Source organism: Faecalibacterium prausnitzii, assembly GCF_019967995.1.
GTDB classification, from domain to species: domain Bacteria; phylum Bacillota; class Clostridia; order Oscillospirales; family Ruminococcaceae; genus Faecalibacterium; species Faecalibacterium prausnitzii_E.
Genome location: NZ_CP065377.1, coordinates 2,206,228 through 2,229,703, shown reverse-complemented (window position 1 = coordinate 2,229,703; position 23,476 = coordinate 2,206,228). Strand labels below are relative to the sequence as shown.

Here is a 23,476-nt window from a genome sequence, read left to right as displayed (position 1 = left end):
GACGAATGCTGACACTGAATCTGAACCTTTTGTGGACGGTCGTCAACGTTCTGGTCCTGTTTTTGCTGCTGCGCAAGTTCCTGTACAGGCCTGTCATGAACATCATCGCAGAGCGCCAGAAGCAGGTGGACGACGCCCTTGCTGCTGCCGAGACTTCCAAGAGCGAAGCCGCTGCGGCACTGAATGCTGCGCAGGATAAGCTGCGCAATGTGGACGATGAGGCCGCTGCCCGCCGCAAGGCTTACGAGCAGCAGGCGGAGAAGGAAAAGCAGCAGCTGCTGCTGGACGCCCAGAAGCAGGCTGACGCCATCCTTGCCGAGGGCAAGACCGCAGCCGAGGCAGAGCGCCAGCACAAGCTGCGCGAGGCCGACGCCCAGACCACGGCTCTGGCCCGTGCGATGTGCGAAAAGCTGCTGGCACGGCACCTGACCGCACAGGACGACGCCCGTCTGCTGGACGATCTGTTGGAGAAAGCAGGTGCAGGCAATGGCAACTGAATTCAGCCGTGCGTTCTTTGAGGAGAACCGGATCGTCAAGGCCGACCTGCGCGCTGCCCACCAGCTGCGCGAAGAGGACATCGCCCGCATCAAGAACGAGGTAAAGAAGCTCTACGACGCCACCGAGGTCATCCTGAACGTGGCCGTCGATGAGAGCCTGCTCTCCGGCTATGTGCTGCAGGTCGGTGACCGGATGTTCGACAACTCCGGCCGCCACCAGCTGGACCAGATGATGGCCGGCAAGCCCTCTCTGGCTACCCTGAAGACCCGCGTGGAGGATTATAAGCCCGCTCAGACCTCGGAAGAGGGAGGCGTGGTCATCGCCTCCGCCGACGGCATCGTGCAGGTCGAGGGGATGGACCGCGCCGTTTACGGCGAGATCGTCACCTTCGAGAACGGTGCCAAGGGCATGGTCGAGAGCGTGGAACCGGGCCGTCTGGGCATCATGCTGTTTGACGGGGCTGAGTCGGTCGGCGTCGGCACCCTGGTCACCCGCAGCGGCAAGCGCGCGGGCATCCCGGTGGGCGAAAAGTTCCTGGGCCGTGTCATCGACCCGCTGGGCGAGCCCATCGACGGCAAGGGCCCCATCGAGGCAGAGGGCTACAACCCCATCGAGAAACAGGCCCCCGGCATTCTGGAGCGCCAGAGCGTGGACACCCCGCTTCACACCGGCATCCTCGCCATCGACTCCATGTTCCCCATCGGCCGCGGTCAGCGTGAGCTGATCATCGGCGACCGCCAGACCGGCAAGACCTCCATCGCCACCGATGCCATCCTGAACCAGAAGGACACCGGGGTGCTGTGCATCTATGTCGCCATCGGCCAGAAGGCTTCCTCCATCGCCCGCGTGGCCGAGGATCTGAAGAAGCACGGTGCCATGAGCTACACCACCATCGTGGCCGCAACGGCATCCGACAGCGCTCCTTTGCAGTATATCGCGCCCTATGCGGGCACCGCACTGGCCGAGTATTTCATGGACAAAGGCAAGAGCGTGCTGATCGTCTACGACGACCTGTCCAAGCACGCTGTGGCGTACCGCGCCATCTCGCTGCTGCTGCGCCGTTCTCCGGGCCGTGAGGCATACCCCGGCGACGTCTTCTATCTGCACTCCCGTCTGTTGGAGCGCTCCTGCCGGATGCGCGACGACCTGGGCGGCGGCTCCATCACCGCCCTGCCCATCGTCGAGACCCAGGCGGGCGACGTTTCCGCTTACATCCCCACCAACGTCATTTCCATCACCGATGGTCAGATCTTCCTGGAGAGCGCCCTGTTCAACGCAGGCAACCGCCCGGCCGTCAACGTCGGCCTGTCGGTGTCCCGTGTCGGCGGCGCAGCCCAGACCAAGGCCATGAAGAAGGCCAACTCCAACCTGCGCATCGAGCTGGCCCAGTACAAGGATATGGAGTCTTTCGCGCAGTTCAGCTCAGACCTGGACGCCGAGACCCGCCGTCAGCTGGAACACGGCAAGGCCCTGACCGAGATGCTCAAGCAGCCGCTCTATCAGCCCAAGTCCGATGCCGAGCAGGTCGTCATCCTGACGCTGGCCTCCCACGGGATGCTGGACACGCTCCCGCTGGCTGAGCAGCGCGCAAAGGTCAACGCCTTTGTGCGGTCCTTCCACGCCGATGTTTCCGGCGCGATGGATGCCATCGCTTCCACCGGCAAGATCACGCCGGAGCAGGTGGACGCCATCCTGACCGCGTGGAAGACCTATGCGGGAGGGGAGAGCCATGCCGTCCAGTAAGCTGCTCAAGGAGCGGATCGAGAGCATTCAGGATACCATGAAGATCACGAATGCCATGTACCTGATCTCCTCCTCCAAGCTCCGCAAGGCGCGGCAGAATTACCAGAACGTTCTGCCGTATTTCACCCGGATGCGGGACACCATCTCCCGCGTCGTGCCGCATCTGCCGGACGAGCCGGTCCACCCGTTCTTCCATGAGCGGGAAAAGGAAAACCCCATCCGTGCCTATGTCGTGCTGACGGCCGACAAGGGCATGGCGGGTGCCTACAACCAGAACCTGCTCAAGTTCCTGAAAGAGCAGTGCGGCAGCGACCCCAATGCCCGCTTCTACGTCATTGGTCAGACCGGCTACCGCGCCCTGCTCCACAAGGACCCGCGCCTGGTGGAAGAGTTCCACTATGGTGCCACGGCCCCCACACTGCAGCGCGCCCGCGACATCACGGTGGACGCCATCGACGATTTCAAGTCCGGCAAGCTGGATGAGATCTACCTCATCTACACCAAGATCCAGAACGCGCTGACCAGTGAGCCGGTGATGGAGCGTCTGCTTCCGCTGGACCGCGAGCATCTGAAGCCCGCCCCGAAAGGTCTGGGTGACCCCCGCGGCGAGGTGGAGATGTTCCCGGACGCCAAAACGGTGTTCGAGCAGACGGCCCCCATCTACATGCACGGCATGATCTTTGGCGCCATGACCGAGAGCTTCTGCGCGGAGCAGAGCGCCCGCATGACCGCCATGGATTCGGCCACCAAGAGCGCCAATGATATGATCCACGAGCTTCAGCTCGAATACAACCGCACCCGTCAGGGCTCCATCACCCAGGAGATTACCGAGATCATCGGCGGCGCTGCGGCGGTGCAAAGTAACGAATAACCAGGAACCCTCTCCGTCCGTGCTGGCGCACGGCCACCTCTCCCGAAGGGCGAGGTTTTGAGCAGAATCGTATCACTTGAAAAAGCTCCCCCTTTGGGGGAGCTGGCGAGCGAAGCGAGACTGAGAGGGTTTATACAATCAGTAAGTAAGAGGCAATCGTATGATACAGGGAACTATTATTCGCGTAGCTGGCCCCGTGGTGGACGTCAAGTTCACCGAGGGCAAGCTGCCTGCCCTGCAGGAAGCGCTGACGGTGACCGCTGAGGGCACCGAGCGCACGATGGAAGTGGCGCAGCATGTCAACGAGACGACTGTGCGCTGCATCATGCTTTCTGCCAGCGAGGGTCTTGGCAAGGGGATGGTGGTCACCGCCACCGGCCACGGCCTGAACGCCCCGGTGGGCGAGGGCACCCTGGGACGCATGTTCGACCCGCTGGGCCGTCCCATCGACGGCAAGGGCCCGGTGGACGAGCTGCCCCATTGGCCCATCCACCGCAAGGCTCCCAGCTTTGCTGAGCAGAAACCTGCAACCGAGATCCTGGAGACCGGCATCAAGGTCATCGACCTGCTGGCTCCCTACGCCAAGGGCGGCAAGATCGGCCTGTTCGGCGGTGCCGGTGTCGGCAAGACCGTTCTGATCCAGGAGCTGATCCACAATGTTGCCACCGAGCACGGCGGTTACTCCATCTTCACCGGCGTCGGCGAGCGCTCCCGCGAGGGCTGCGACCTCTGGGGCGAGATGAACGCCTCCGGTGTTTTGAACAAGACCGCACTGGTCTTCGGCCAGATGAACGAGCCCCCAGGAGCCCGTATGCGTGTGGCCGAGACCGGCCTGACCATGGCCGAGTATTTCCGTGAGGAGACCCACAAGGACGTCCTGCTGTTCATTGACAACATCTTCCGTTTCGTGCAGGCAGGTTCGGAGGTCTCCGCTCTGATGGGCCGTATGCCTTCGGCCGTCGGCTATCAGCCCACGCTGGCCAACGAGCTGGGCGCTCTGCAGGAGCGCATCACCTCCACCCGCGACGGCTCCATCACCTCGGTGCAGGCCGTCTACGTCCCCGCCGACGACCTGACCGACCCGGCCCCCGCCACCACCTTCGCCCATCTGGACGCCACCACCGTTCTGAGCCGTAAGATCGTCGAGCAGGGCATCTACCCCGCCGTGGACCCGCTGGCTTCCACCAGCCGCATCCTCGAAGCCGACATCGTGGGCGAAGAGCATTACCGTGTGGCCCGCAAGGTGCAGGCAACGCTGCAGCGCTATCAGGAGCTGCAGGACATCATCGCCATCCTGGGCATGGACGAACTGAGCGAGGAAGACAAGCTCACCGTCACCCGTGCCCGTAAATTGCAGAAGTTCCTGTCCCAGCCGTTCTCGGTGGCCGAGAACTTCACCGGCCTGCAGGGCAAGTATGTGCCTCTGGCCGAGACCGTCAAGGGCTTTGCCGCCATCGTGGACGGTCAGTGCGATGATCTGCCGGAGTGGGCCTTCTTCAACGTGGGCACCCTGGACGATGCCCGCCAGAAGGCCGCCGAGAAGCTCGCGGAGGAAAAGGGCGGTGCCGTCTGATGCAGAAGTTCATGCTGAACATCACCGCTTCCAGCGGCGAGTTTTATCAGGGCGATTGTGAGAGCCTGACCCTGCCCACCGGCGACGGTGTGTATGGTGTGCAGGCCGGCCACAGCCCGGTGCTGGTGGCCCTGCACATGGGGATGCTGCAATTCACCGTGAACGGGGAGACCCGTGATGTACTGGTGGGCGACGGCATTGCCGAAGTGACCCCCACCTTCGTTCTGCTGCTGGTGGACAGCGCCGAGCGTCCGGAGGACATCGACCGCAACCGCGCCGAGGCCGCCCGCATCCGCGCCGAAGAGCGCTTACAGCACAAGCAGAGCATGCACGAGTATTACCAGAGCAAGATCGCTCTTGACCGTGCCATGCAGCGCCTGCAGACCGCCGCAAAGTACAAGCGGTAAATCAGGCCATTCCGTTTTTCCCTTCCAAGATACAACAAACAATGAACGCCCCCTGCCCGGTTCCGGAGCCTATGCCTCCGGACGGGCAGGGGGCGTTTGTTTCATGCACCTTCCGACTCCTTGCCGAATACGCTGTGAGTGAACCAAGCGAACATTTCGGCAAAGGAGTTTTTGTTTATGGCGACTGGAATTCTGCGCATTCAGGCATTTGCGGCCCGGCAGTCGGCACCGGTGGAGGGGGTCACGGTGAACATCGTCGGCGACGGCTTCACCGCGGCCCGGATGACCGACGCCGAGGGCAATGCCGCGGACGTGACCCTGACCGCCCCGGACTGTGCCCTCTCACTGGAGGAGGACAATACCACCCGTCTGCCCTATGCGGTGTGCAGCCTGACGGCTTCGAAGGCGGGGTACCGCACCGTCCGCATCCAGGGCATCCAGGTCTTTGCGGGGCAGGTGACGCTGGCCCAGCCGGAGATGATCCCCGAAACGGAGGAGGACCGGGACGTGGAGAACCCGCCCATCGTCATCCCGCCCCACCCGCTGTTTGCGGGCGGCGGGGGCAGCGGCAGAGCACCCACCGATCCGTGTGCGCCCCGTGTGCTGGACCGGGTCATCATCCCGAAGAACATCACGGTCCATCTGGGCAAACCGGCGGCTTCGGCCCGGAACGTGACCGTCTCGTTCCGCAGGTATATCGCCAACGTGGCGTCCAGCGAAGTCTACCCGACCTGGCCGGAGAGCGCCTTGCGGGCGAACATCCACTGCCAGATCTCGCTGGCGCTGAACCGCATCTATACCGAGTGGTACCCCAGCCGGGGCTACAGCTTCAACATCACCAACTCCACCAGCTACGACCAGTATTACGTCCACGGGCGGACCGTGTTCGATGTCATGGTCCGGCTGACGGACGACATCTTCAATACCTATCTCCGGAAGACCGGAACGGTCAATCCCTACTACTCCGAATACTGCGACGGCAAGTCCGTCACCTGTCCGGGCCTGAAGCAGTGGGGCACGGTCACGCTGGCAAAACAGGGCAAAACACCGCTTCAGATCCTGAAATACTACTACGGCAGCGACATCGAGATCGTCCGGACCAACAACATCCAGGCCATCCCGCAGAGCTACCCCGGCTCGCCGCTGCGGCAGGGCGATTCCGGCACGGCGGTGTTCACGCTGCAGCGGCAGCTGAACCGCATCGCGAAGGATTACCCCTTCTTCGGCAAGCTGACCGTGGACGGTGTCTTCGGCCCCCGCATGGCGTCCACAGTCAAGACGTTCCAGCGGCAGTTCAACCTGACCGCCGACGGCGTGGTGGGGCGGCAGACCTGGTATAAGATCAGCTATATCTACGTGTCGGTCAAGGACCTTGCCGAACTGACCAGCGAGGGCGAGACCTCCAGCGGCACCCTGTCGGACGGCAGCTGGGGCGGCACGGCCCTGCGCACCGGTTCCACCGGCAGCGCGGTGGAGCAGGTGCAGTTCTGGCTGAATACGCTGGCGCAGTACGAATCTGCTATCCCGTCCCTTGCGGTGGACGGCCGCTACGGCGCGTCCACGGCCAGCGCGGTGCGGGCCTTCCAGCGGCGGTACGGCCTGACCGTGGACGGTGTGGTGGGCCGCGAGACCTGGAATGCCATCTACAACGAGTTCCGGAGCATCCAGTCGGACAACGGCACCCCCAACGCCTACCCCGGCACGGCTCTGCGGGAGGGGGCCAGCGGCCAGAACGTGCGGCTCGTGCAGTTCTGGCTCAAGATCGCCCACACCGTCTATTCCAGACTGAACGACCTCACCGTGGATGGAAAGTTCGGTGCGGCGACCACGGCGGCGGTAAAGCGGTTCCAGACCTACTTCGGATTGACCAGTGACGGCGTGGTGGGCCGCACCACCTGGAACAAGCTGTACGAGGTCTACAACGACATCGCCAACAAACTGCTGTCGTCCAGCCTGCGGCCCGGCGAGTATCCGGGCATCCTCCGGCGGGGCAGCAGCGGCACGGCGGTGCGGGAACTGCAATTCTACCTCTACCTCCTGAGCGCCTATGAATCCAGCATCCCGGCGGTGGGCATCGACGGCAGTTTTGGTGCAGCCACCGAGAACGCTGTGCGGGCCTACCAGCGGTTTGCAGGGCTGACGGTGGACGGCATCGTGGGGCGGGCGACCTGGGAGTCGCTCTACGGCAAGGCATCGGCTCTGCGCAGCAGCGGCCCGGTGGTCACGCTGAAACGGCTGCCCTACCCCGGTAAGCCGCTGACGGTGGGCAGCGAGGGCAGCGACGTGCTGTATTACACCATCCTGCTGCGGCGGATCGCCTATTACTTCGAGAGCGTGGAGGCACCGCCGCTGGCCACCGGCTACACCGGGGAGACTGCCGCTGCGACCCGCAGTGCCCAGGCGCTGCTCGGCCTGCCGGAGACCGGCATCGCGGACGCTGAGACCTGGACGGCGGTGGAGGCGCTGAGCCTGCAATTAGCGACCGGGATGCCCAACCCCGACCGGGATGCGGCACGGGAGATGGCATATCCGGGCCGTGCCATGAAGGAAGGGAGCGTCGGCCCGGATGTGATGCAAATCGAACAGTGGATCAACGGCCGGGCGAACCTCTGCTGCGGGGAGGGCTTCGTGCGGGATAATGCGTCCTTCGGCCCGGCGGAGACGGTGGCTGTGAAGGCCGCGCAGGCGCGGGCGGGCCTGCAGCAGACCGGCACCGTTGGCCGCGAGACCTGGGCGGCACTGCGGGCGCAGAGCTGCGCATGTGATTTGGAGGAGGGATGACCCCATGGCACGGCTGCTTATTTACGATGCCTACGAAAACAAGGTCTACACCTATAACAGCCTGAGCGAGAACGACCCCATGCCCTACAGCACCGGCCGGACCCTGACCCTGCGGGAGTTCCGGGGCAGATCGAACAGCCCGGTGCTCTGGACCACCATCGCGGCGATGGAGGCCTGGAACCTGACCCGCCGCACGTACGGCCGCGGCATCCCGGTGGGGTATGCGTTCCGCCGCATCTGGGAGGGCGGCCACGGCACCCGCAGCCAGCACTATGCGGGGGTGGCCTTTGATGTGGGCCAGAGCCTCAGCCGGACCCAGCGCACGGCCATCTACAGGGCCGCCCGCGCGACCGGGGCGTGGGGCTACGTGGAGCCGCTGAGCCAGACGCCCACCTGGGTCCACTTCGACCGCCGCTACGGCACTCCCGCGTGCCGCGGTACCACAGCGGGCTTCCCCACCCTGCGGCGGGGGAGCCGGGGCTGCTATGTGATGATCCTGCAGGACGCCCTCTCGACGCTGGGCTACCAGACCGGGAACCGCATCGACGGCCTGTTCGGCACCCGGACGGAAGAGGCGCTCCGGGGCTATCAGCGCCGCACCAGCCTCGCGGTGGACGGCGTCTGCGGCTGCAATACCTGGAAAAAGATCACCACAGCCGTCATCGGCGTGGGCCGGACCAAAACGACGATCGACTGAACGAAAACGAGGGCAGGAACCGGTCTGGTTCCTGCCCTCGTCTGTCAGCGGCGGTGGATCTTTTTGGTCGGTCTGCGGCCATGCCAGACATTGAGCAGCCACCACAGGCCATAGATGGCGAGGGCGAGCAGGCTCATGACGATCACGACCTTCAGGTAGAGGCTGTGGAAAAAGTCCTGCACCTTCGAGACGGTGAAGAGCAGGGCGTTCTGGCGGACATCCTGCCCGGCGATGAGGTTGACCACACCGATGGTCTCACCGGCCAGCTTGAGCTCCACCGTGCCGATGACGTCGCCCTGATGGATGGGGGCGGCGGCGTAATCGGGCAGATGGAAGTATTTCTGGGTGACGGTGCCGTCGCCGGAAGAGGGCAGCAGGGTCATCATGTTGTCGTCGGGGTAAAGCTGCAGCGTGTCAGTGTCGGATGAATACTTCACCGGGATCTCGGCCAGAGCCTGGTCGGTGTCCAGCGCGGCCTGGATGGAGAAGCTGTCGAACACCCAGTCGATGAGCTTGGTCGTCTCACACAGGGCCGGGCGGCGGTTCGCGTAGCCGTAATCGTCGCAGGTGTCGGGGCTCTGCATGATGCAGAAGATATAGGTCGCGCCGTTCTTGTTGGCCCAGGAGACATAGCTCTGGTCGCCGTTGTCGTTCTTGTAGGCCATCACGTCGCAGATGCCGCCCTGCATCGCGCTGCGGTAGAACTTGCCGCCGCTCGTTTTGTTCAGGGCCACGTTCTGGCTGACCAGAACGAAGCTCTTGGCGTGTTTTTCCTTGGCGGGCATCGTGAAGGTCGGGGCGCTGGAGATCTCCCGGAAGGCATCAAAGCTCATCAGGTAGCGCAGGATGAGGTACATGTCCACGGCGGTGGTGGTATTGCCGCTGTCCAGGCCGCAGGCATCGGTCCAGGTGCTGCCCGTCGTGCCGATGCGCTGGGACAGGGTGTTCATCTGGCTCACCCACCCGGTCAGGTCTCCGCCGGAAAGCTCGTACGCCAGGCCCATCGCGGCCTCGTTGGCGTTCCGTGTCACCATGGCGTAGAGCGCTTCCCGGTAGGTGAAGGTCTCGCCGGAGCGCATGTCTGCGTTGTCGGAGTTGTGGACGTAATCCGAGATGGCGAACGGCATGGTAAAGGTGTTGTCGAGCTGGTCGGCGTAGTTGGTCATCACCAGAGCGATGGTCATGTATTTCGTCAGGCCGCCGGCCGGCACCTGCTTCTGGCTGTCCTTGTCGTAGACGATGATGTTGGTGTCGGTGTTCACGATGTAGGCGCTCCTGGCCTGCACCTCGTAGACGGGGCTGGGGTCGAACATGGCGCCTGCCGTCACAGCCAAACAGCTGAACAGGACCGCCAGAGACAAAAAGAGGGCAAAAATACGTTTCATGTGGACAATTCCTTCAAAAAGCGATAAAATAGAGAGACCGGAGCGCAGGATGCGGCCGGATAGGACAACAGGAAGAAGCCGGAGCTTCATTCTTTTATAATAACAGGTTTGCCCTGCGGAGACAAGGGCTTTTACAGCTTTCACACAGGGCGGGAGGAAACGAATGGTATATCTGACGGGAGACACCCACGGCGACATCGACCGGTTCAGGCACGGCAGGCTCCGCTGGCTGAGCAGGCGGGATACCGTGGTGGTGCTGGGCGATTTCGGGTTCGTGTGGGACGGCAGCAAGGAGGAACAGAAAAAGCTGGATTGGCTGCGCAAACGCCCCTACACGCTGCTGTTTCTGGATGGCTGCCATGAGAACTACGACCTGCTGGCCCAGTACCCGACCGAGGAGCGGTTCGGTGGAACGGTCCAGGCGCTGGGCGGCAATGTCTATCATGTCTGCCGGGGCAGTGTGCTGACGCTGGAGGACAAAAAATATCTCTGCTTCGGCGGGGCCGAAAGTCAGGACAAAGAGGAACGGGAGCCTGGGGTCAACTGGTGGCCGCAGGAGATGCCCTCGGATGAGGAATATGCCCGCTGCGAAAAGACGCTGGAAGAAAACGGCTGGCAGGTAGATTATGTGCTGACCCACGACGCCCCAAGCAGGTTCCTGGATTTTACTGCGCTGGCGCTGGGCGAGTCGAACCGGCTGCACCTCTTCCTCGATAAGATCCTGCTGAAGCTGCACTACGAAAAATGGTTCTTTGGCTGCTACCACAAGGATGTGGCCCTTTCCACCAAGAGCCGGTGCGTTTTCTGCGAGATCATTCCCATGAAATAATAGAATATAGAAAACGAGGGGCAGGCCGCTTTTGGCCTGCCCCTCGCTGCTGATTCAGTTCATCGCACCGGCTTTTTCGAACATCTGCTCGACCTGCGCGGCCAGAAGTGCGTGGTCTGGTGCGGTGAGGAGCGGGTCTTCGGCCAGCAGGGTGGCGGCTTCGCTCTGCGCGGCGTGGAGGGTGCGGGTGTCGTTCATCAGGTCGGCGATCTGGAGGGTGGGCAGGCCGTGCTGGCGGCTCCCGAAAAAGTCGCCGGGGCCGCGCGTTTCCAGATCGTACTGCGCCACGGCGAAGCCGTCTGCCGTGGAGCAGAGGAATTTGAGCCGCTTCTGGACTGGCTCGCTCGTGTTGTCGCTGACGAGGAAGCACCAGCTCTCCGCCGCACCGCGGCCCACCCGGCCGCGCAGCTGGTGCAAAGCGCTCAGGCCGTAGCGCTCGGCGTTCTCGATGACCATGACCGTTGCGTTCGGCACGTCCACACCGACTTCGATGACGGTGGTGGAGACCAGCGCGTCCAACTGCCCGGCCTTGAAGTCCTCCATGACGGCGGCTTTTTCTTTTGGCTTGAGCTTGCCGTGCATCAGGCCGACCCGGCGGTCGGGCAGCAGCGCCTTGGCGATGTCTTCGTAGTAGGTCTTCACGGCGTTCAGCCCGCCGTCGGGGGTGTCCTCAATGGCGGGGCAGACGATATACACCTGCCGCCCGGCGTTGATCTCCCGGTCCAGAAAGCCGTAGAGGTCCCGCCGTTTCTTCCCGGTGATGCACCGGGTCTTGACCGGCTTGCGGCCCGGCGGCAGTTCGTCGAGGATCGAGATGTCGAGGTCGCCGTAGAGGAGCAGCCCCAGCGTGCGGGGGATGGGCGTGGCGCTCATGACCAGCAGGTGGGGGTTCTCGGCTTTTTCGGCCAGCAGGCCCCGCTGCCGCACCCCGAAGCGGTGCTGTTCGTCCACCACGGCCAGACCCAGCCGGGCAAAGGCGACTCCCTCGCTGAGGATGGCGTGGGTGCCCACCACGAGGTCGGCTTCGTCGTTCCGGATGGCGGCCAGCGTGGTGCGGCGGGCGGCGGCTTTCATGCCGCCGGTCAGCAGAGCGACCCGCATCCCGAACGGGGCCAGCATCCGGTTCAGGTTCTCGGCATGCTGGGAAGCCAGAATCTCAGTGGGGGCCAGCAGTGCTGCCTGATAGCCGCTGCGGATGCAGGCCCAGATGGCGGCTGCCGCCACCAGCGTTTTGCCGCTGCCCACATCGCCCTGCAGCAGGCGGTTCATGGACTGCCCGCCCGCCATGTCGGTCAGGATCTCCGTCACAGCCCGCCGCTGGGCCCCGGTGGGGGCGAAGGGCAGCGCGTCCCAGAACGGCTGCGGGTCGAGAAGCTGCATCGGTGCCCCGGTGGCGGCGCTGTCCCGGTTCTTCATCCGGCCGATGCCCAGCTGCAAAATGAGCAGTTCTTCGTAGATGAGCCGCCGCCGGGCCGCAAAGGCGGCCTCCTCGCTCTCCGGGCAGTGGATGGCCCGCACGGCCTCTGCCTTGGAGAGCAGGCGGTATTTCTGGCGCATCTCCGGCGGCAGCGGGTCGGGCAGAAGCTCGGCATGGGGGAGCAGCTGGCGGACACACCGGGCGATGACGCTGCTCGAAAGCCCATCGGTCTGGGGGTAGACGGCCTCGAAGGGGGCGGCGGTGATCTGCGCCTCGGTGCGCACCTGCGGGTTGACCATCTGGCGGCGGAGCATCCCGCCGGTCACGATGCCCTGAAAATAATATGCCTGCCCCAGTTCCAGCTTCTGGGCGGCGTAGGGGTTGTTGAACCAGGTGATCTCCAGGCTGGAAACATCGTCCCCCGCCGTGATCCGCTCCATCCGCCGCCCGCCGGGCAGGATGCGTCCGCCGGGCTTGGCGAACACCTCGGCCTTCACGACGCACTCGGTGTCGCAAGGTGCCTCGGCAATGGAGTAGGGCTTTGAAAAATCCATATATCTGCGCGGATAGTGGCAGAGCAGGTCCGCCAGCGTCACGATGCCCAGCTTCTCGAACCGCTCGGCGGTCTTGGGGCCGACGCCTTTCAGATACCGCACCGGCGTATCGGGGGTCAGGGTGGTGTGGGTCTCGGTGGTTTGAGCGGGCATGGCATACGCTCCTTTCTGCACAGGATACCGCTATTGTAACACGGGGAAGGGGAGGATGCAACAAAACAAAAAAATCCCGAACGCTTTCACGTTCGGGAATCTTTTGGAGGTGACGACCAGATTTGAACTGGTGGATGAGGGTTTTGCAGACCCTTGCCTTACCACTTGGCCACGTCACCATATTGGAGTGAATATTTCCACTCCATTTGGAGCGGCCGACGAGGCTCGAACTCGCTACCTCCACCTTGGCAAGGTGGCGCTCTACCAGATGAGCTACGGCCGCATATTCGGTGCATTTGTCCCTGCACCATTAGGATGAGCGACCCGGATCGGGCTCGAACCGACGACCCCCAGCGTGACAGGCTGGTGCTCTAACCAACTGAGCTACCGGGCCATATTGGAGCGGATATTTCCACTCCGTTATGGAGCGGCCGACGAGGCTCGAACTCGCTACCTCCACCTTGGCAAGGTGGCGCTCTACCAGATGAGCTACGGCCGCATATTCGGAAGAACAGATCTCTGTTCTTCTGAAAGGTGGTGCCTCCGATCGGAATCGAACCAATGACACGGGGATTTTCAGTCCCCTGCTCTACCGACTGAGCTACAGAGGCGCACCGGACGATGATTATTATACCCGAAATTCTGGATTTGTAAAGAGGAAAATGCAAATTTTTTCGAAAAAAATCAGACTTTTCTTGAAAAATGCGTCCGGACGATAAATAATAGAAGTGGATTTTTGATGCTCTCCGGCCGGGCCGGGCCGACGGCGGGGGATGAAACGCAAAATTGACATTGACAACAACCTATGGTTTAATAGAAAACTAGAAAACGATTCGGCCGGCAAAGGGTACGGGGCGTATCCGTGCAGACCGGGAGGGTGAACATGGCAAGAAAACAGGAATACGGTAACGAGAGCATTACTTCATTAAAGGGTGCGGACCGCGTCCGCAAGCGCCCGGCGGTCATCTTTGGCTCGGACGGTGTGGAGGGCTGCGCCCATTCGATCTTTGAGATCGTCTCCAACTCCATCGACGAGGCCCGCGACGGCCACGGCGACACCATCAACGTGACCCGCTGCAAGGACGGCAGCGTCATCGTCGAGGACTTTGGCCGCGGCATGCCCGTGGACTGGAACAACGGCGAGGGCCGCTACAACTGGGAGCTGCTGTTCTGCGAGATGTATGCAGGCGGCAAATACGGCGAGGGCGAGGACAACTACGAGTTCAGCCTGGGCCTGAACGGTCTGGGCCTGTGCGCCACCCAGTATTCGTCTGCCTGGATGACAGCCGACATCTACCGCGACGGCTATCATTATCATCTGGACTTCAAAAAGGGCGAGAACGTCGGCGGCCTGCAAAAAGAACCTTATAAGGGCCGCCGCACCGGAAGCATCATCCACTGGAAGCCGGACGACGAGGTCTTCACCGACATCGACGTGCCCGGCAGCTATTACAAGGATGTGCTGCGCCGTCAGGCCGTCGTCAACGCGGGGTTGACCCTGAACTTCACCGACGAAAAGGAGAAGGACCCCGCCACCGGCAAGGCCTGGAAGGAGAGCTGGTGCTACGAGCACGGCATCGCCGACTACGTGGCCGAGACGGCGGGCGAGGACACCCTGACCCCGGTGTTCAGCTGCGAGAGCGAGGCCACCGGCCGCGACCGCGAGGACCAGCCGGAATATAAGGTAAAGATGAGCGCGGCCTTCTGCTTCTCCAATAAGGTGCAGCTGCTGGAATACTACCACAACTCCTCCTGGCTGGAGCACGGCGGCAGCCCCGAACACGCGGTGCGCACGGCCTTCGTCTACCAGATCAACAAGTACCTGAAGGACAAGAATCTTTATAAGAAGGGCGAGAGCGCCATCAGCTTTCAGGATGTGCAGGACTGCCTGGTCTATGTCTCGTCCAGCTTCTCCACCCGCACCAGCTACGAGAACCAGACCAAGAAGGCCATCACCAACAAATTCGTCTCGCAGGCGATGACGGATTTCCTGAAGCACTATCTGGAAGTCTACTTCCTCGAAAAGCCGGAGGAAGCCCAGAAGATCTGCCAGCAGGTCCTGGTCAACAAGCAGAGCCGGGAACATGCCGAAAAGACGCGCCAGAGCATCAAAAAGACGCTCTCCACCCAGATCGACCTCGCCAACCGGGTGCAGAAGTTCGTGGACTGCCGCACTAAGGATGCTTCCCGCCGCGAGCTGTATATCGTCGAGGGCGATTCGGCTATGGGTGCCGTCAAGCAGAGCCGCGACAGCGAGTATCAGGCCATCATGCCCATCCGCGGCAAGATCCTGAACTGCCTTAAGGCCGACTATGCCCGCATCTTCAAGTCGGACATCATCGTGGACCTCATCAAGGTGATGGGCTGCGGCGTCGAGCTGGGCGGCAAGCACAACAAGGAGCTGGCGACCTTCAATCTGGACAACCTGCGGTACAACAAGATCGTCATCTGTACCGATGCCGATGTGGACGGCTACCAGATCCGCACCCTGGTGCTGACCATGCTCTACCGCCTGACGCCCACCCTCATCAACGAGGGCTATGTCTACATCGCGGAGTCGCCGCTGTACGAGATCACCACCAAAGACCGCACCTATTTCGCCTACACCGAGCCGGAGAAGGCGGCGTTCCTGAAGGAGATCGGCGAGAAGAAATATACCATCCAGCGTTCGAAAGGTCTGGGTGAGAACGACCCGGAGATGATGTGGCTGACCACCATGAACCCGGAGAGCCGCCGCCTCATCAAGGTGCTGCCCACCGATGTGGAGGAGACCGCCCGCGTGTTCGACCTGCTGCTGGGCGACAACCTCGCCGGACGCAAGGAGCATATCGCAGAGCACGGCGCAGAGTATCTGGACGATCTGGATGTGTCTTGACCGCTCCGTCCATGCTGCGCAGTGCCGCTGCTCCTGACAGGAGAGCTGTCGAGCGTGAGCGAGGCTGAGAGGTTTATTTAGAGGATAAAAGAAGAATGGCAAAACGAACAACAAAGAAAGCACTCAAGCCGGTCCGCCCGCAGCTGGGCGACGGCGTTGAGATCCTGAATGCGGGCAGTGTGCTGGAAGACCCCATCACCCGCACGCTGGAGACCAACTATATGCCCTATGCGATGAGCGTCATCGTCTCCCGCGCTCTGCCGGAGATCGACGGCTTCAAACCCGCCCACCGCAAACTGCTGTACACGATGTACGGCATGGGCCTGCTCAAGGGGGCCCGCACCAAATCCGCCAACATCGTGGGCAGCACCATGCACCTGAACCCCCACGGCGATGCTGCCATCTACGACACCATGGTCCGCATGGGCCGGGGCAACGAGAGCCTGCTGGTGCCCTATGTGGACAGCAAGGGCAACTTCGGCAAGGCCTACAGCCGGGATATGTCCTGTGCAGCGGCCCGTTACACCGAGGCCAAGCTCGAAGGCGTCTGCGAGGAGCTGTTCCGGGACATCGACCGGGAGACGGTCGATTTCGTCCCCAACTACGACGGCACCACCACCGAGCCGACCCTTCTGCCGGTCACGTTCCCCACCATCCTGGCCAACAACACACTGGGCATCGCCGTCGGCATGGCCTGCAATATCTGCTCGTTCAATCTGGCGGAGCTGTGCAACACCACCATCGCCCTGATGAAGGACCCCCGGCATGACATCTCCACCACGATGCCGGCCCCGGATTTCGTGGGCGGCGGCCAGATCCTGTACGACGAAGCCCAGATGCGGGAGATCTACGAGAACGGCCGCGGCAGCGTCCGGGTCCGTGCCCGTTATAATGTGGTGCCCGGCGAGAACATGCTGGAGATCACCCAGATCCCGCCCACCACGACGGTGGAAGCTATCATGGACAAGATCGCCGAGCTGGTCAAGGCCGGAAAGATCAAAGAGATCAGCGACATGCGCGATGAGACCGACCTGAACGGCCTCAAGCTGACCCTCGACCTCAAGCGCGGCGTGGACGCCGAGAAGCTGATGGCCAAGCTGTTCAAGACCACCCCGCTGGAAGACAGCTTCAGCGCCAACTTCAACGTTCTGGTCTCCGGCCAGCCGAAGGTCATGGGTGTGCGGGAAATCTTGAACGAGTGGACGGCGTTCCGGATGGAATGCGTCCGCCGCCGTACCTTCTTCGACCTTCACGGCAAGGAAAAGCGCCTGCACCTGCTTCAGGGTCTGGCCGCCATCCTGCTGGACATCGACAAGGCCATCCACATCATCCGCACCACCGAGGAGGAGACCGAGGTCGTGCCCAACCTGATGATCGGCTTCGGCATCGACGAGGTGCAGGCCGACTATGTGGCCGAGATCAAGCTGCGCCACCTGAACCGGGAGTACATCCTCAAGCGCACCGGGGAGATCGAGCAGCTGGAGAAGGACATCGCCGACCTGAACGACATTCTGGCAAAGCCCGCCCGCATCCGGAAGATCATCATCAAAGAGCTGACGGATGTTGCCAAAAAGTACGCCCAGCCCCGCCGCAGCGAGATTTTGTACGACCTGCCGGAGGAGGAGAGCGGCACCGAGGAAGAGGTCATCCCGGATTATCCGGTCACGGTCTTCTTCACCCGCGAGGGCTATCTGAAAAAGATCCCGCCCCAGAGCCTGCGCACCGCCGGTGCCCACAAGCTCAAGGAGGGCGACGAGATCATCCAGCAGGTGGAGACCCGCAACAACGTGGAAGCGCTCTTCTTCACCGACCGGCAGCAGGTGTACAAGGTGCGTCTGAACGAGCTGGAAGACGGAAAAGTGGCGCAGATGGGCATTTTTATTCCGGGCCGTCTGGGCATGGACGAGGGCGAGAACGTTCTGGCCATGGTCATCACGAGCGATTATTCCGGCTTCATGCTCTTCTTCTTTGCGAGCGGCAAGTGCGCCAAGATCCCGCTGAATTCCTACGCCACCAAGCTGAACCGCCGCAAGCTGCTCAAGGCCTACTGCGACAAGGAAACGCTGGCGAAGATGGTCTTCCTGCCCGAAGAGACGGAACTTGCCATCCGCACCAGCGCGGGCCGGATGCTGCTGGTGGGCACAGCGCAGATCAGCGCCAAGGCCACCCGCGACAGTCAGGGCGTGGCGGTCGTCACCCTGAAGAAGAACCAGCACATCGCGTCGGTCGTCCCGGCGGAGACGCTGGAACTGGCCAACCCCCACCGCTACCGCGTCCGCAGCCTGCCCGCCACCGGTGCCCTCATCCGCGCCGAGGACGAAGGCGAGCAGCTGACGCTTCTGTAAAGGAGACGACGCTATGCAAAATATCGACCTGATCTGTGTGGGCAAGCTCAATGCAAAATACTTTGCAGAGGGCGTGGCCGAGTACCAGAAGCGTCTGGCGGCCTTTGCGTCTTTCCGGATCATCGAGCTGCCGGAAGAAAAGATCGAGGAGAAGAACGCCTCCGATGCGGTGGTGAAAAAGGCGCTGGAAAAGGAAGGAAAAGCCATCCTCTCGAACGTCCGCAAAGGCGCAGCCATCGTGGCCCTGTGCATTGAGGGCAGACAGATCTCCTCGGAGGAGCTGGCCCGCTTTCTGGCCGACCGCGCAGGCAGCGGGGCAGGGGATGTGGCCTTCGTCATCGGCTCGTCCCACGGGCTGGCCGAGGAGGTCAAGCGGGCGGCGGCGCTCAAATTCAGTATGGGCCGCATCACGATGCCCCACCAGCTGGCCCGTCTGGTGCTGACGGAACAGCTCTACCGCGCCTGCACCATCAATGCGGGCATGAAATACCACAAGTAACGGCCCGCAGCGCCCGGCCCCCATGTTTGGGGGCGCAAAGCATTGACGGAGCGGGCAAAACATGGTAGCATAAAGATATACGGCAGTTGGGAAGGCTGCCGCAATACAACACACGACACGGCAAGCCAGCCGCGGACGGAAAGGATGTTATTACAATGGAACAGAGCGAAAAGACCCTTGATATGATCGTCAACCTCTGCAAGAACCGTGGTTACGTGTTCCCCGGTTCGGAGATCTATGGCGGTCTTGCCAACAGCTGGGATTACGGCCCGCTGGGCGTCGAGTTCAAGAACAACGTCAAGAAAGCATGGCTGAAGAAGTTCGTGCAGGAGAGCCCCTACAACGTGGGCCTGGATGCAGCCATCATCATGAATCCGCAGACCTGGATCACCACCGGTCACGTGGCGGGTTTCTCGGACCCGCTGCTGGACTGCCGCGCCTGCAAGGCGCGCCACCGCGCCGACAAGCTCATCGGCGACGAGCACCCCGAAGTGAACGTCGATGCCATGAGCTTTGACGAGATGGACCAGTTCATCGCCGAGCACGAGGATATCGTCTGCCCCGTCTGCGGCAAGCATGACTTCACCCCCATCCGCAAGTTCAACCTGATGTTCAAGACGGCCATCGGCGTCACCGAGGACAGCTCTTCGACCTGCTACCTCCGCCCGGAGACCGCACAGGGCATCTTCGTCAACTTTGCCAACATCCAGCGCACCACCCGCCGCAAGCTGCCCTTCGGCGTCTGCCAGGTCGGCAAGGCTTTCCGCAACGAGATCACGCCGGGCAACTTCACCTTCCGCACCCGTGAGTTCGAGCAGATGGAGTGCGAGTTCTTCTGCAAGCCGGGCACCGACCTGGAGTGGTTCGCTTACTGGAAGGATTACTGCGAGAACTGGCTGCTGAGCCTGGGCATCCAGAAGGAGCACCTGCGCCTGCGTGACCACGAGCCCGCAGAGCTGGCTTTCTACAGCCGTGCCACCACCGATATCGAATATGCCTTCCCGTTCACCGACTGGGGCGAGCTGTGGGGCATTGCCGACCGCACCAACTACGACCTGAGCCGCCATCAGGAGGCTTCCGGCAAGAGCCTGGAGTACTTCGACAGCGAGACCAACGAGCACTACATCCCCTACGTCATCGAGCCGTCTCTGGGCTGTGACCGTGTGGCGCTGGCCTTCCTGTGCGAGGCCTACGACGAAGAGCACCTCGTGGATGCCAAGGGCAAGGAGGACGTCCGCACCGTCCTGCACCTGCATCCGGCGCTGGCTCCCTACAAGTGCGCTGTCCTGCCCCTGAGCAAGAAGCTGGGCGACAAGGCAATGGAGATCCGCAACGAGCTGAGCAAGTACTTTATGGTCGATTACGACGATACCGGTTCCATCGGCAAGCGTTACCGCCGTGAGGATGAGATCGGCACCCCGTACTGCATCACCGTGGACTTTGACACCGTCGGCGACGAGGCCAAGGGCATCGCAGCAGATAACTGCGTCACCGTCCGCGACCGCGACACCATGGAGCAGGTCCGTATGCCCATCTCTGAGCTGAAGAGCTACATCGAGAGCAAGATCGAGTTCTGAGTTTTTTTGATTTCAGAGCGATAAAATCAGCCCCGCCGTTGCAATTTCGGCGGGGCTGTGGTATAGTATAAATAGACGAAGAGAATGCTGCCCGGCAAACGGTCAGCACCTTTCCGGCATGTCAACTATAAAAAGTGACCGCACGAGTTGGGAGCTGGGCGGTCACTTTTTCTGTTTCGGCTGTGGACATCCCCTCGGAAAAAGGGTATACTGGACACAAGATCAACTGTGTGCCGTTTTTACACGGCGGAAAGGAACTTTTGTGGAAAACTTCAACGAACTGCTGAAAAAATATGCCGACTTTGTTGTCCGGGTGGGAGTGAACCCCCAGCCGGGCCAGACTCTGATCATCCGCTGCTCGCTGGAGGCGGCTCCGCTGGCCCGGCTGTGCGTCCGCAGCGCCTTTGAGGCCGGGGCGCGGGATGTGCAGGTGGACTGGAACGACAATGCCGTTTCCCGCAGCCGCATGGAACTGGGCAGCGAGGAGGCCCTGACGGACTTCAAGCCTTACCAGCTGCGCCGCTATCTGGATTACGCCGAAAGCGAAGGCAGCGTCTGTGTGTTGCACCTCATCGCCGATGATCCGGAGGTCTACGCCGGGCTGGACAGCGCCAAGATCAGCCGGGTGAACGCCGCCAACCGGAAATTCATGGCCCCGTGGCGGGAGTATACCATGAACGACCGGGTCCAGTGGTCCATCGCTGCCATGCCGAGCGCGCCGTGGGCGAAGAAGATGTTCCCCGACCTCGACACCGATGCGGCCATCGAGAAGCTGTGGCAGCTCATCTTCGATGTCTGCCGTGTGACCGGCGGCGACCCGGTGGGCGAGTGGAGAGCACACCTCGACCGCCTGATGACCCTGCGCGACAAGATGAACGCCTTCGACCTCGAAAGCGTCCACTTCAAGAGCAGCAACGGCACCGATCTGACCGTCGGTCTGGCCGACAAGGCCAGCTGGGAGAGCGCCGGCAGCAGGAACGAGAAGGGCGTGGAGTTCCTGCCCAACATCCCCACCGAAGAGGTCTTCACCGCGCCCCACAAGGACAAGGTGAACGGCGTTGTCTACGGCACCAAGCCCTACGTCTTCAACGGCCAGCTCATCAAGGGCTTCCATGTTACTTTCAAAGACGGCAAGGTCGTGGAGCATGGCGCTGAGGAGGGCGCTGACCTGCTGGGTCAGCTGCTGGACACCGATGAGGGTGCCCGCAGCATCGGCGAAGTGGCGCTCGTGCCCGCTTCCAGCCCCATCAACAGCAGCGGTGCCCTGTTCTACAGCACCCTGTTCGATGAGAACGCCGCCTGCCACATCGCCTTCGGCGCCAGCTATCCCGGCACCACGGCCGACGGCACCCGCCTTTCCAAGGAGGAACTGTTGGAGCGCGGCATGAACCAGTCGGCCATCCACGAGGACGTCATGATCGGTGCGGAGGACAGCGAGATCACCGGCAAATGCCGCGACGGCCGCACCGTGACCCTCTTCCAAAACGGTGTCTGGGCGCTGTAAGAGATTTTTCAACGAAATCTCTTGCATATTTTGCCGGAGTATGGTATATTCTATTTGTACGATATAACTTTTATGGAACGTGGGCCGCAAGGTCCGCGTTTCTTGTTTGTTTGGAGGTTTTTTATGGCGAAGCAGTCTGGCGGCAATACCGCCCAGAGAGTCGAAGCGCTTGTCCGCCCCACCGTGGAGGGCATGGGGCTGCGCCTGTGGGACGTTGTGTTTGAAAAGGAAGGGCCGGACTGGTATCTTCGCGTCCTCATCGACAAGACGGACGGCACCACCATGGACACCGACACCTGTGCCGATGTCTCCCATGCGCTGGACCCCATCCTGGATGAGGCAGACCCCATTGAGCAGAGCTATTATCTGGAAGTGGGCAGCCCCGGCCTGGGCCGCAAGCTGACCCGCCCGGAACATTACGAGGCCGTCAAGGGGCAGAAGGTCAGCGTCAAGCTGTTCCGCGCCAACGAGAACGGCACCAAGGAGTTTTCCGGCATCCTGACCGGCCGCGAGGGCAGCACCATCACGGTCGAGACGGAGAATGGCACCGTGAACTTTGAAGCGTCGGCCGCCAGCACCGTGCGTCTGTGCGACGACGAGGATCTGTTTGACTGAAAAAGAGAAAGAATTAGGAGGAACCCGAAAAATGGCAGCTGCTAATAATGAATTTTTTGAAGCTCTCTCCATGCTGGAGCACGAGCGCGGCATCACCGCGGAGTACCTGATCGAGAAGATCAAGGCAGCCATCGTGATCGCTGTCAAGAAGAACTACGAGGTCGAGGACGACAACGTCATGGTCGAGATCGACCCCGCCACCGGCAAGTTCAATGTGGCCCTGCTGCAGAACGTCGTCGCCGATGAGGATTGGTACGATGAGCACGCTGAGATCGGCCTGACCGAGGCCCAGAAGCTGCGCAAGAGCTACGAGATCGGCGACCGTGTCGTCACCCCGCTCAAGACCAGGGACTTCGGCCGCATCGCAGCCCAGACCGCAAAGCACGTCATCCGTCAGGGCATCCGCGAGGCCGAGCGCAGCCAGCAGCTGAGCGAGATCCAGAGCCGCGCCCATGACATCATCCAGGCCACCGTGACCCGTGTGGACAACGAGAAGGGCATCGTGGCCCTGGACCTGGGCAAGGGCGGCGAGGCCATCCTGCCCCGCAACGAGCAGGTGCCCGGCGAGACCTACACCGAGGGCGAGACCCTGCAGGTCTACGTTGTGGACGTCGTCAGCGGTGAGCGCGGTGCCCGCGTTATGATCAGCCGCACCCATCCGGGCCTGGTCAAGCGTCTGTTCGAGCTGGAAGTGCCGGAGATCTACGACGGCACCGTCGAGGTCAAGGCCATCAGCCGCGAGGCCGGTGCCCGCACCAAGATGGCCGTCTGGTCCAAGGACCCCAACGTCAACCCCGTTTCTGCCTGCATCGGCCCCCACGGCGACCGTGTGGCCGCTGTCGTCGAGAAGCTGGGCGGCGAGAAGATCGACATCGTGAAGTGGAGCGAGGATGTCTCCGAGTTCATCTCCGCAGCCCTCAGCCCCGCCAAGGTGCTCAAGGTCGAGCTGCTGCCCGGCGAGACCCGCTCCTGCCGCGTGACCGTGCCTGACCAGCAGCTGAGCCTGGCCATCGGCAACAAGGGCCAGAACGCCCGCCTGTGCGCCCGCCTGACCGGTTACAACATTGATATCCGCCCTGAAAGCGGTTATTATGGTGAGGAAGAGCCCAAGGCCGAAGAGACCAAGACCGAGGAGACTGCAGAATAAGCAGCC

Annotated in this window: 17 protein-coding genes and 5 tRNA genes; 15 read left to right on the top strand and 7 right to left on the bottom strand. The window is 62.2% G+C overall.

Annotated elements, in window-relative coordinates; all coding sequences use genetic code 11:
- The first annotated feature begins 5 nt into the window (after positions 1-5).
- The 7 genes from I5P96_RS10930 to I5P96_RS10900 all read left to right on the top strand — a co-directional run bounded on the left by I5P96_RS10930 (position 6) and on the right by I5P96_RS10900 (position 8,570).
- Positions 6-497, top strand: a complete 492-nt coding sequence (locus I5P96_RS10930; RefSeq protein WP_097792797.1) for an ATP synthase F0 subunit B — start codon at positions 6-8, stop codon at positions 495-497.
- Positions 487-2,241 (top strand): F0F1 ATP synthase subunit alpha, encoded by a 1,755-nt coding sequence (gene atpA, locus I5P96_RS10925; RefSeq protein WP_223382082.1) that lies wholly within the window; start codon positions 487-489, stop codon positions 2,239-2,241. Before I5P96_RS10930 ends, atpA begins: the two co-directional genes overlap by 11 nt.
- The gene (atpG, locus tag I5P96_RS10920) at positions 2,228-3,112 is read left to right on the top strand and encodes an ATP synthase F1 subunit gamma (RefSeq protein ID WP_207685597.1); all 885 of its coding nucleotides are present in this window, start codon (positions 2,228-2,230) and stop codon (positions 3,110-3,112) included. Before atpA ends, atpG begins: the two co-directional genes overlap by 14 nt.
- A 160-nt stretch (positions 3,113-3,272) precedes the next feature.
- Positions 3,273-4,685, top strand: a complete 1,413-nt coding sequence (gene atpD / locus I5P96_RS10915; protein ID WP_118551495.1) for a F0F1 ATP synthase subunit beta — start codon at positions 3,273-3,275, stop codon at positions 4,683-4,685.
- The gene (gene atpC, locus I5P96_RS10910; RefSeq protein ID WP_207685596.1) at positions 4,685-5,092 is read left to right on the top strand and encodes an ATP synthase F1 subunit epsilon; all 408 of its coding nucleotides are present in this window, start codon (positions 4,685-4,687) and stop codon (positions 5,090-5,092) included. The genes atpD and atpC overlap by 1 nt, the downstream gene beginning before the upstream one ends.
- A gap of 177 nt (positions 5,093-5,269) precedes the next feature.
- Complete coding sequence (locus tag I5P96_RS10905; protein WP_223382080.1) at positions 5,270-7,873, top strand: peptidoglycan-binding protein; 2,604 nt, start codon at positions 5,270-5,272, stop codon at positions 7,871-7,873.
- A 4-nt stretch (positions 7,874-7,877) separates the two neighbouring features.
- The gene (locus I5P96_RS10900) at positions 7,878-8,570 is read left to right on the top strand and encodes a peptidoglycan-binding domain-containing protein (protein ID WP_223382078.1); all 693 of its coding nucleotides are present in this window, start codon (positions 7,878-7,880) and stop codon (positions 8,568-8,570) included.
- 44 nt (positions 8,571-8,614) lie between these two features.
- Here the strand turns inward: I5P96_RS10900 and I5P96_RS10895 are convergent, their stop codons facing one another.
- Positions 8,615-9,955 (bottom strand): D-alanyl-D-alanine carboxypeptidase family protein, encoded by a 1,341-nt coding sequence (locus I5P96_RS10895; protein ID WP_223382076.1) that lies wholly within the window; start codon positions 9,953-9,955, stop codon positions 8,615-8,617.
- A 163-nt stretch (positions 9,956-10,118) separates the two neighbouring features.
- On the opposite strand from I5P96_RS10895, the gene I5P96_RS10890 reads away from it, so the two are divergent.
- Entirely contained in the window at positions 10,119-10,784 is a 666-nt protein-coding gene (locus tag I5P96_RS10890; RefSeq protein WP_223382074.1) for a metallophosphoesterase, read from the top strand.
- 54 nt (positions 10,785-10,838) lie between these two features.
- Here I5P96_RS10890 and recG read toward each other — a convergent pair whose 3' ends face one another.
- The 6 genes from recG to I5P96_RS10860 all read right to left on the bottom strand — a co-directional run bounded on the left by recG (position 10,839) and on the right by I5P96_RS10860 (position 13,519).
- A complete protein-coding gene (gene recG / locus I5P96_RS10885; protein ID WP_223382072.1) occupies positions 10,839-12,908 on the bottom strand; it encodes an ATP-dependent DNA helicase RecG in 2,070 nt (689 codons plus the stop codon).
- A 104-nt stretch (positions 12,909-13,012) separates the two neighbouring features.
- Positions 13,013-13,087, bottom strand: a tRNA-Cys gene (locus I5P96_RS10880).
- A gap of 28 nt (positions 13,088-13,115) precedes the next feature.
- Positions 13,116-13,191 (bottom strand) — tRNA-Gly (locus I5P96_RS10875).
- A 37-nt stretch (positions 13,192-13,228) separates the two neighbouring features.
- A tRNA-Asp gene (locus I5P96_RS10870) sits at positions 13,229-13,302 on the bottom strand.
- A gap of 29 nt (positions 13,303-13,331) precedes the next feature.
- Positions 13,332-13,407 (bottom strand) — tRNA-Gly (locus tag I5P96_RS10865).
- A 36-nt stretch (positions 13,408-13,443) separates the two neighbouring features.
- Positions 13,444-13,519: transfer RNA gene (locus I5P96_RS10860), tRNA-Phe, on the bottom strand.
- A gap of 272 nt (positions 13,520-13,791) precedes the next feature.
- On the opposite strand from I5P96_RS10860, the gene I5P96_RS10855 reads away from it, so the two are divergent.
- The 7 genes from I5P96_RS10855 (at position 13,792) to nusA (ending at position 23,470) form a co-directional block, all read left to right on the top strand.
- Complete coding sequence (locus I5P96_RS10855; protein ID WP_118551511.1) at positions 13,792-15,783, top strand: type IIA DNA topoisomerase subunit B; 1,992 nt, start codon at positions 13,792-13,794, stop codon at positions 15,781-15,783.
- A gap of 95 nt (positions 15,784-15,878) precedes the next feature.
- Positions 15,879-18,128 (top strand): DNA gyrase subunit A, encoded by a 2,250-nt coding sequence (locus tag I5P96_RS10850; RefSeq protein WP_223382070.1) that lies wholly within the window; start codon positions 15,879-15,881, stop codon positions 18,126-18,128.
- Between the two features lie 13 nt (positions 18,129-18,141).
- Positions 18,142-18,627 (top strand): 23S rRNA (pseudouridine(1915)-N(3))-methyltransferase RlmH, encoded by a 486-nt coding sequence (rlmH, locus tag I5P96_RS10845; RefSeq protein WP_223382068.1) that lies wholly within the window; start codon positions 18,142-18,144, stop codon positions 18,625-18,627.
- A gap of 155 nt (positions 18,628-18,782) precedes the next feature.
- Positions 18,783-20,204, top strand: coding sequence for a glycine--tRNA ligase (locus I5P96_RS10840; RefSeq protein ID WP_097792784.1), 1,422 nt, complete (start codon positions 18,783-18,785; stop codon positions 20,202-20,204).
- A 262-nt stretch (positions 20,205-20,466) separates the two neighbouring features.
- Positions 20,467-21,708 (top strand): aminopeptidase, encoded by a 1,242-nt coding sequence (locus I5P96_RS10835; protein WP_223382066.1) that lies wholly within the window; start codon positions 20,467-20,469, stop codon positions 21,706-21,708.
- A 123-nt stretch (positions 21,709-21,831) separates the two neighbouring features.
- The gene (rimP, locus tag I5P96_RS10830) at positions 21,832-22,323 is read left to right on the top strand and encodes a ribosome maturation factor RimP (protein WP_223382064.1); all 492 of its coding nucleotides are present in this window, start codon (positions 21,832-21,834) and stop codon (positions 22,321-22,323) included.
- Between the two features lie 31 nt (positions 22,324-22,354).
- Positions 22,355-23,470: a transcription termination factor NusA gene (nusA, locus tag I5P96_RS10825; protein WP_223382062.1), complete on the top strand. Its 1,116-nt coding sequence runs from the start codon at positions 22,355-22,357 to the stop codon at positions 23,468-23,470.
- The last annotated feature ends 6 nt before the right edge of the window (positions 23,471-23,476 follow it).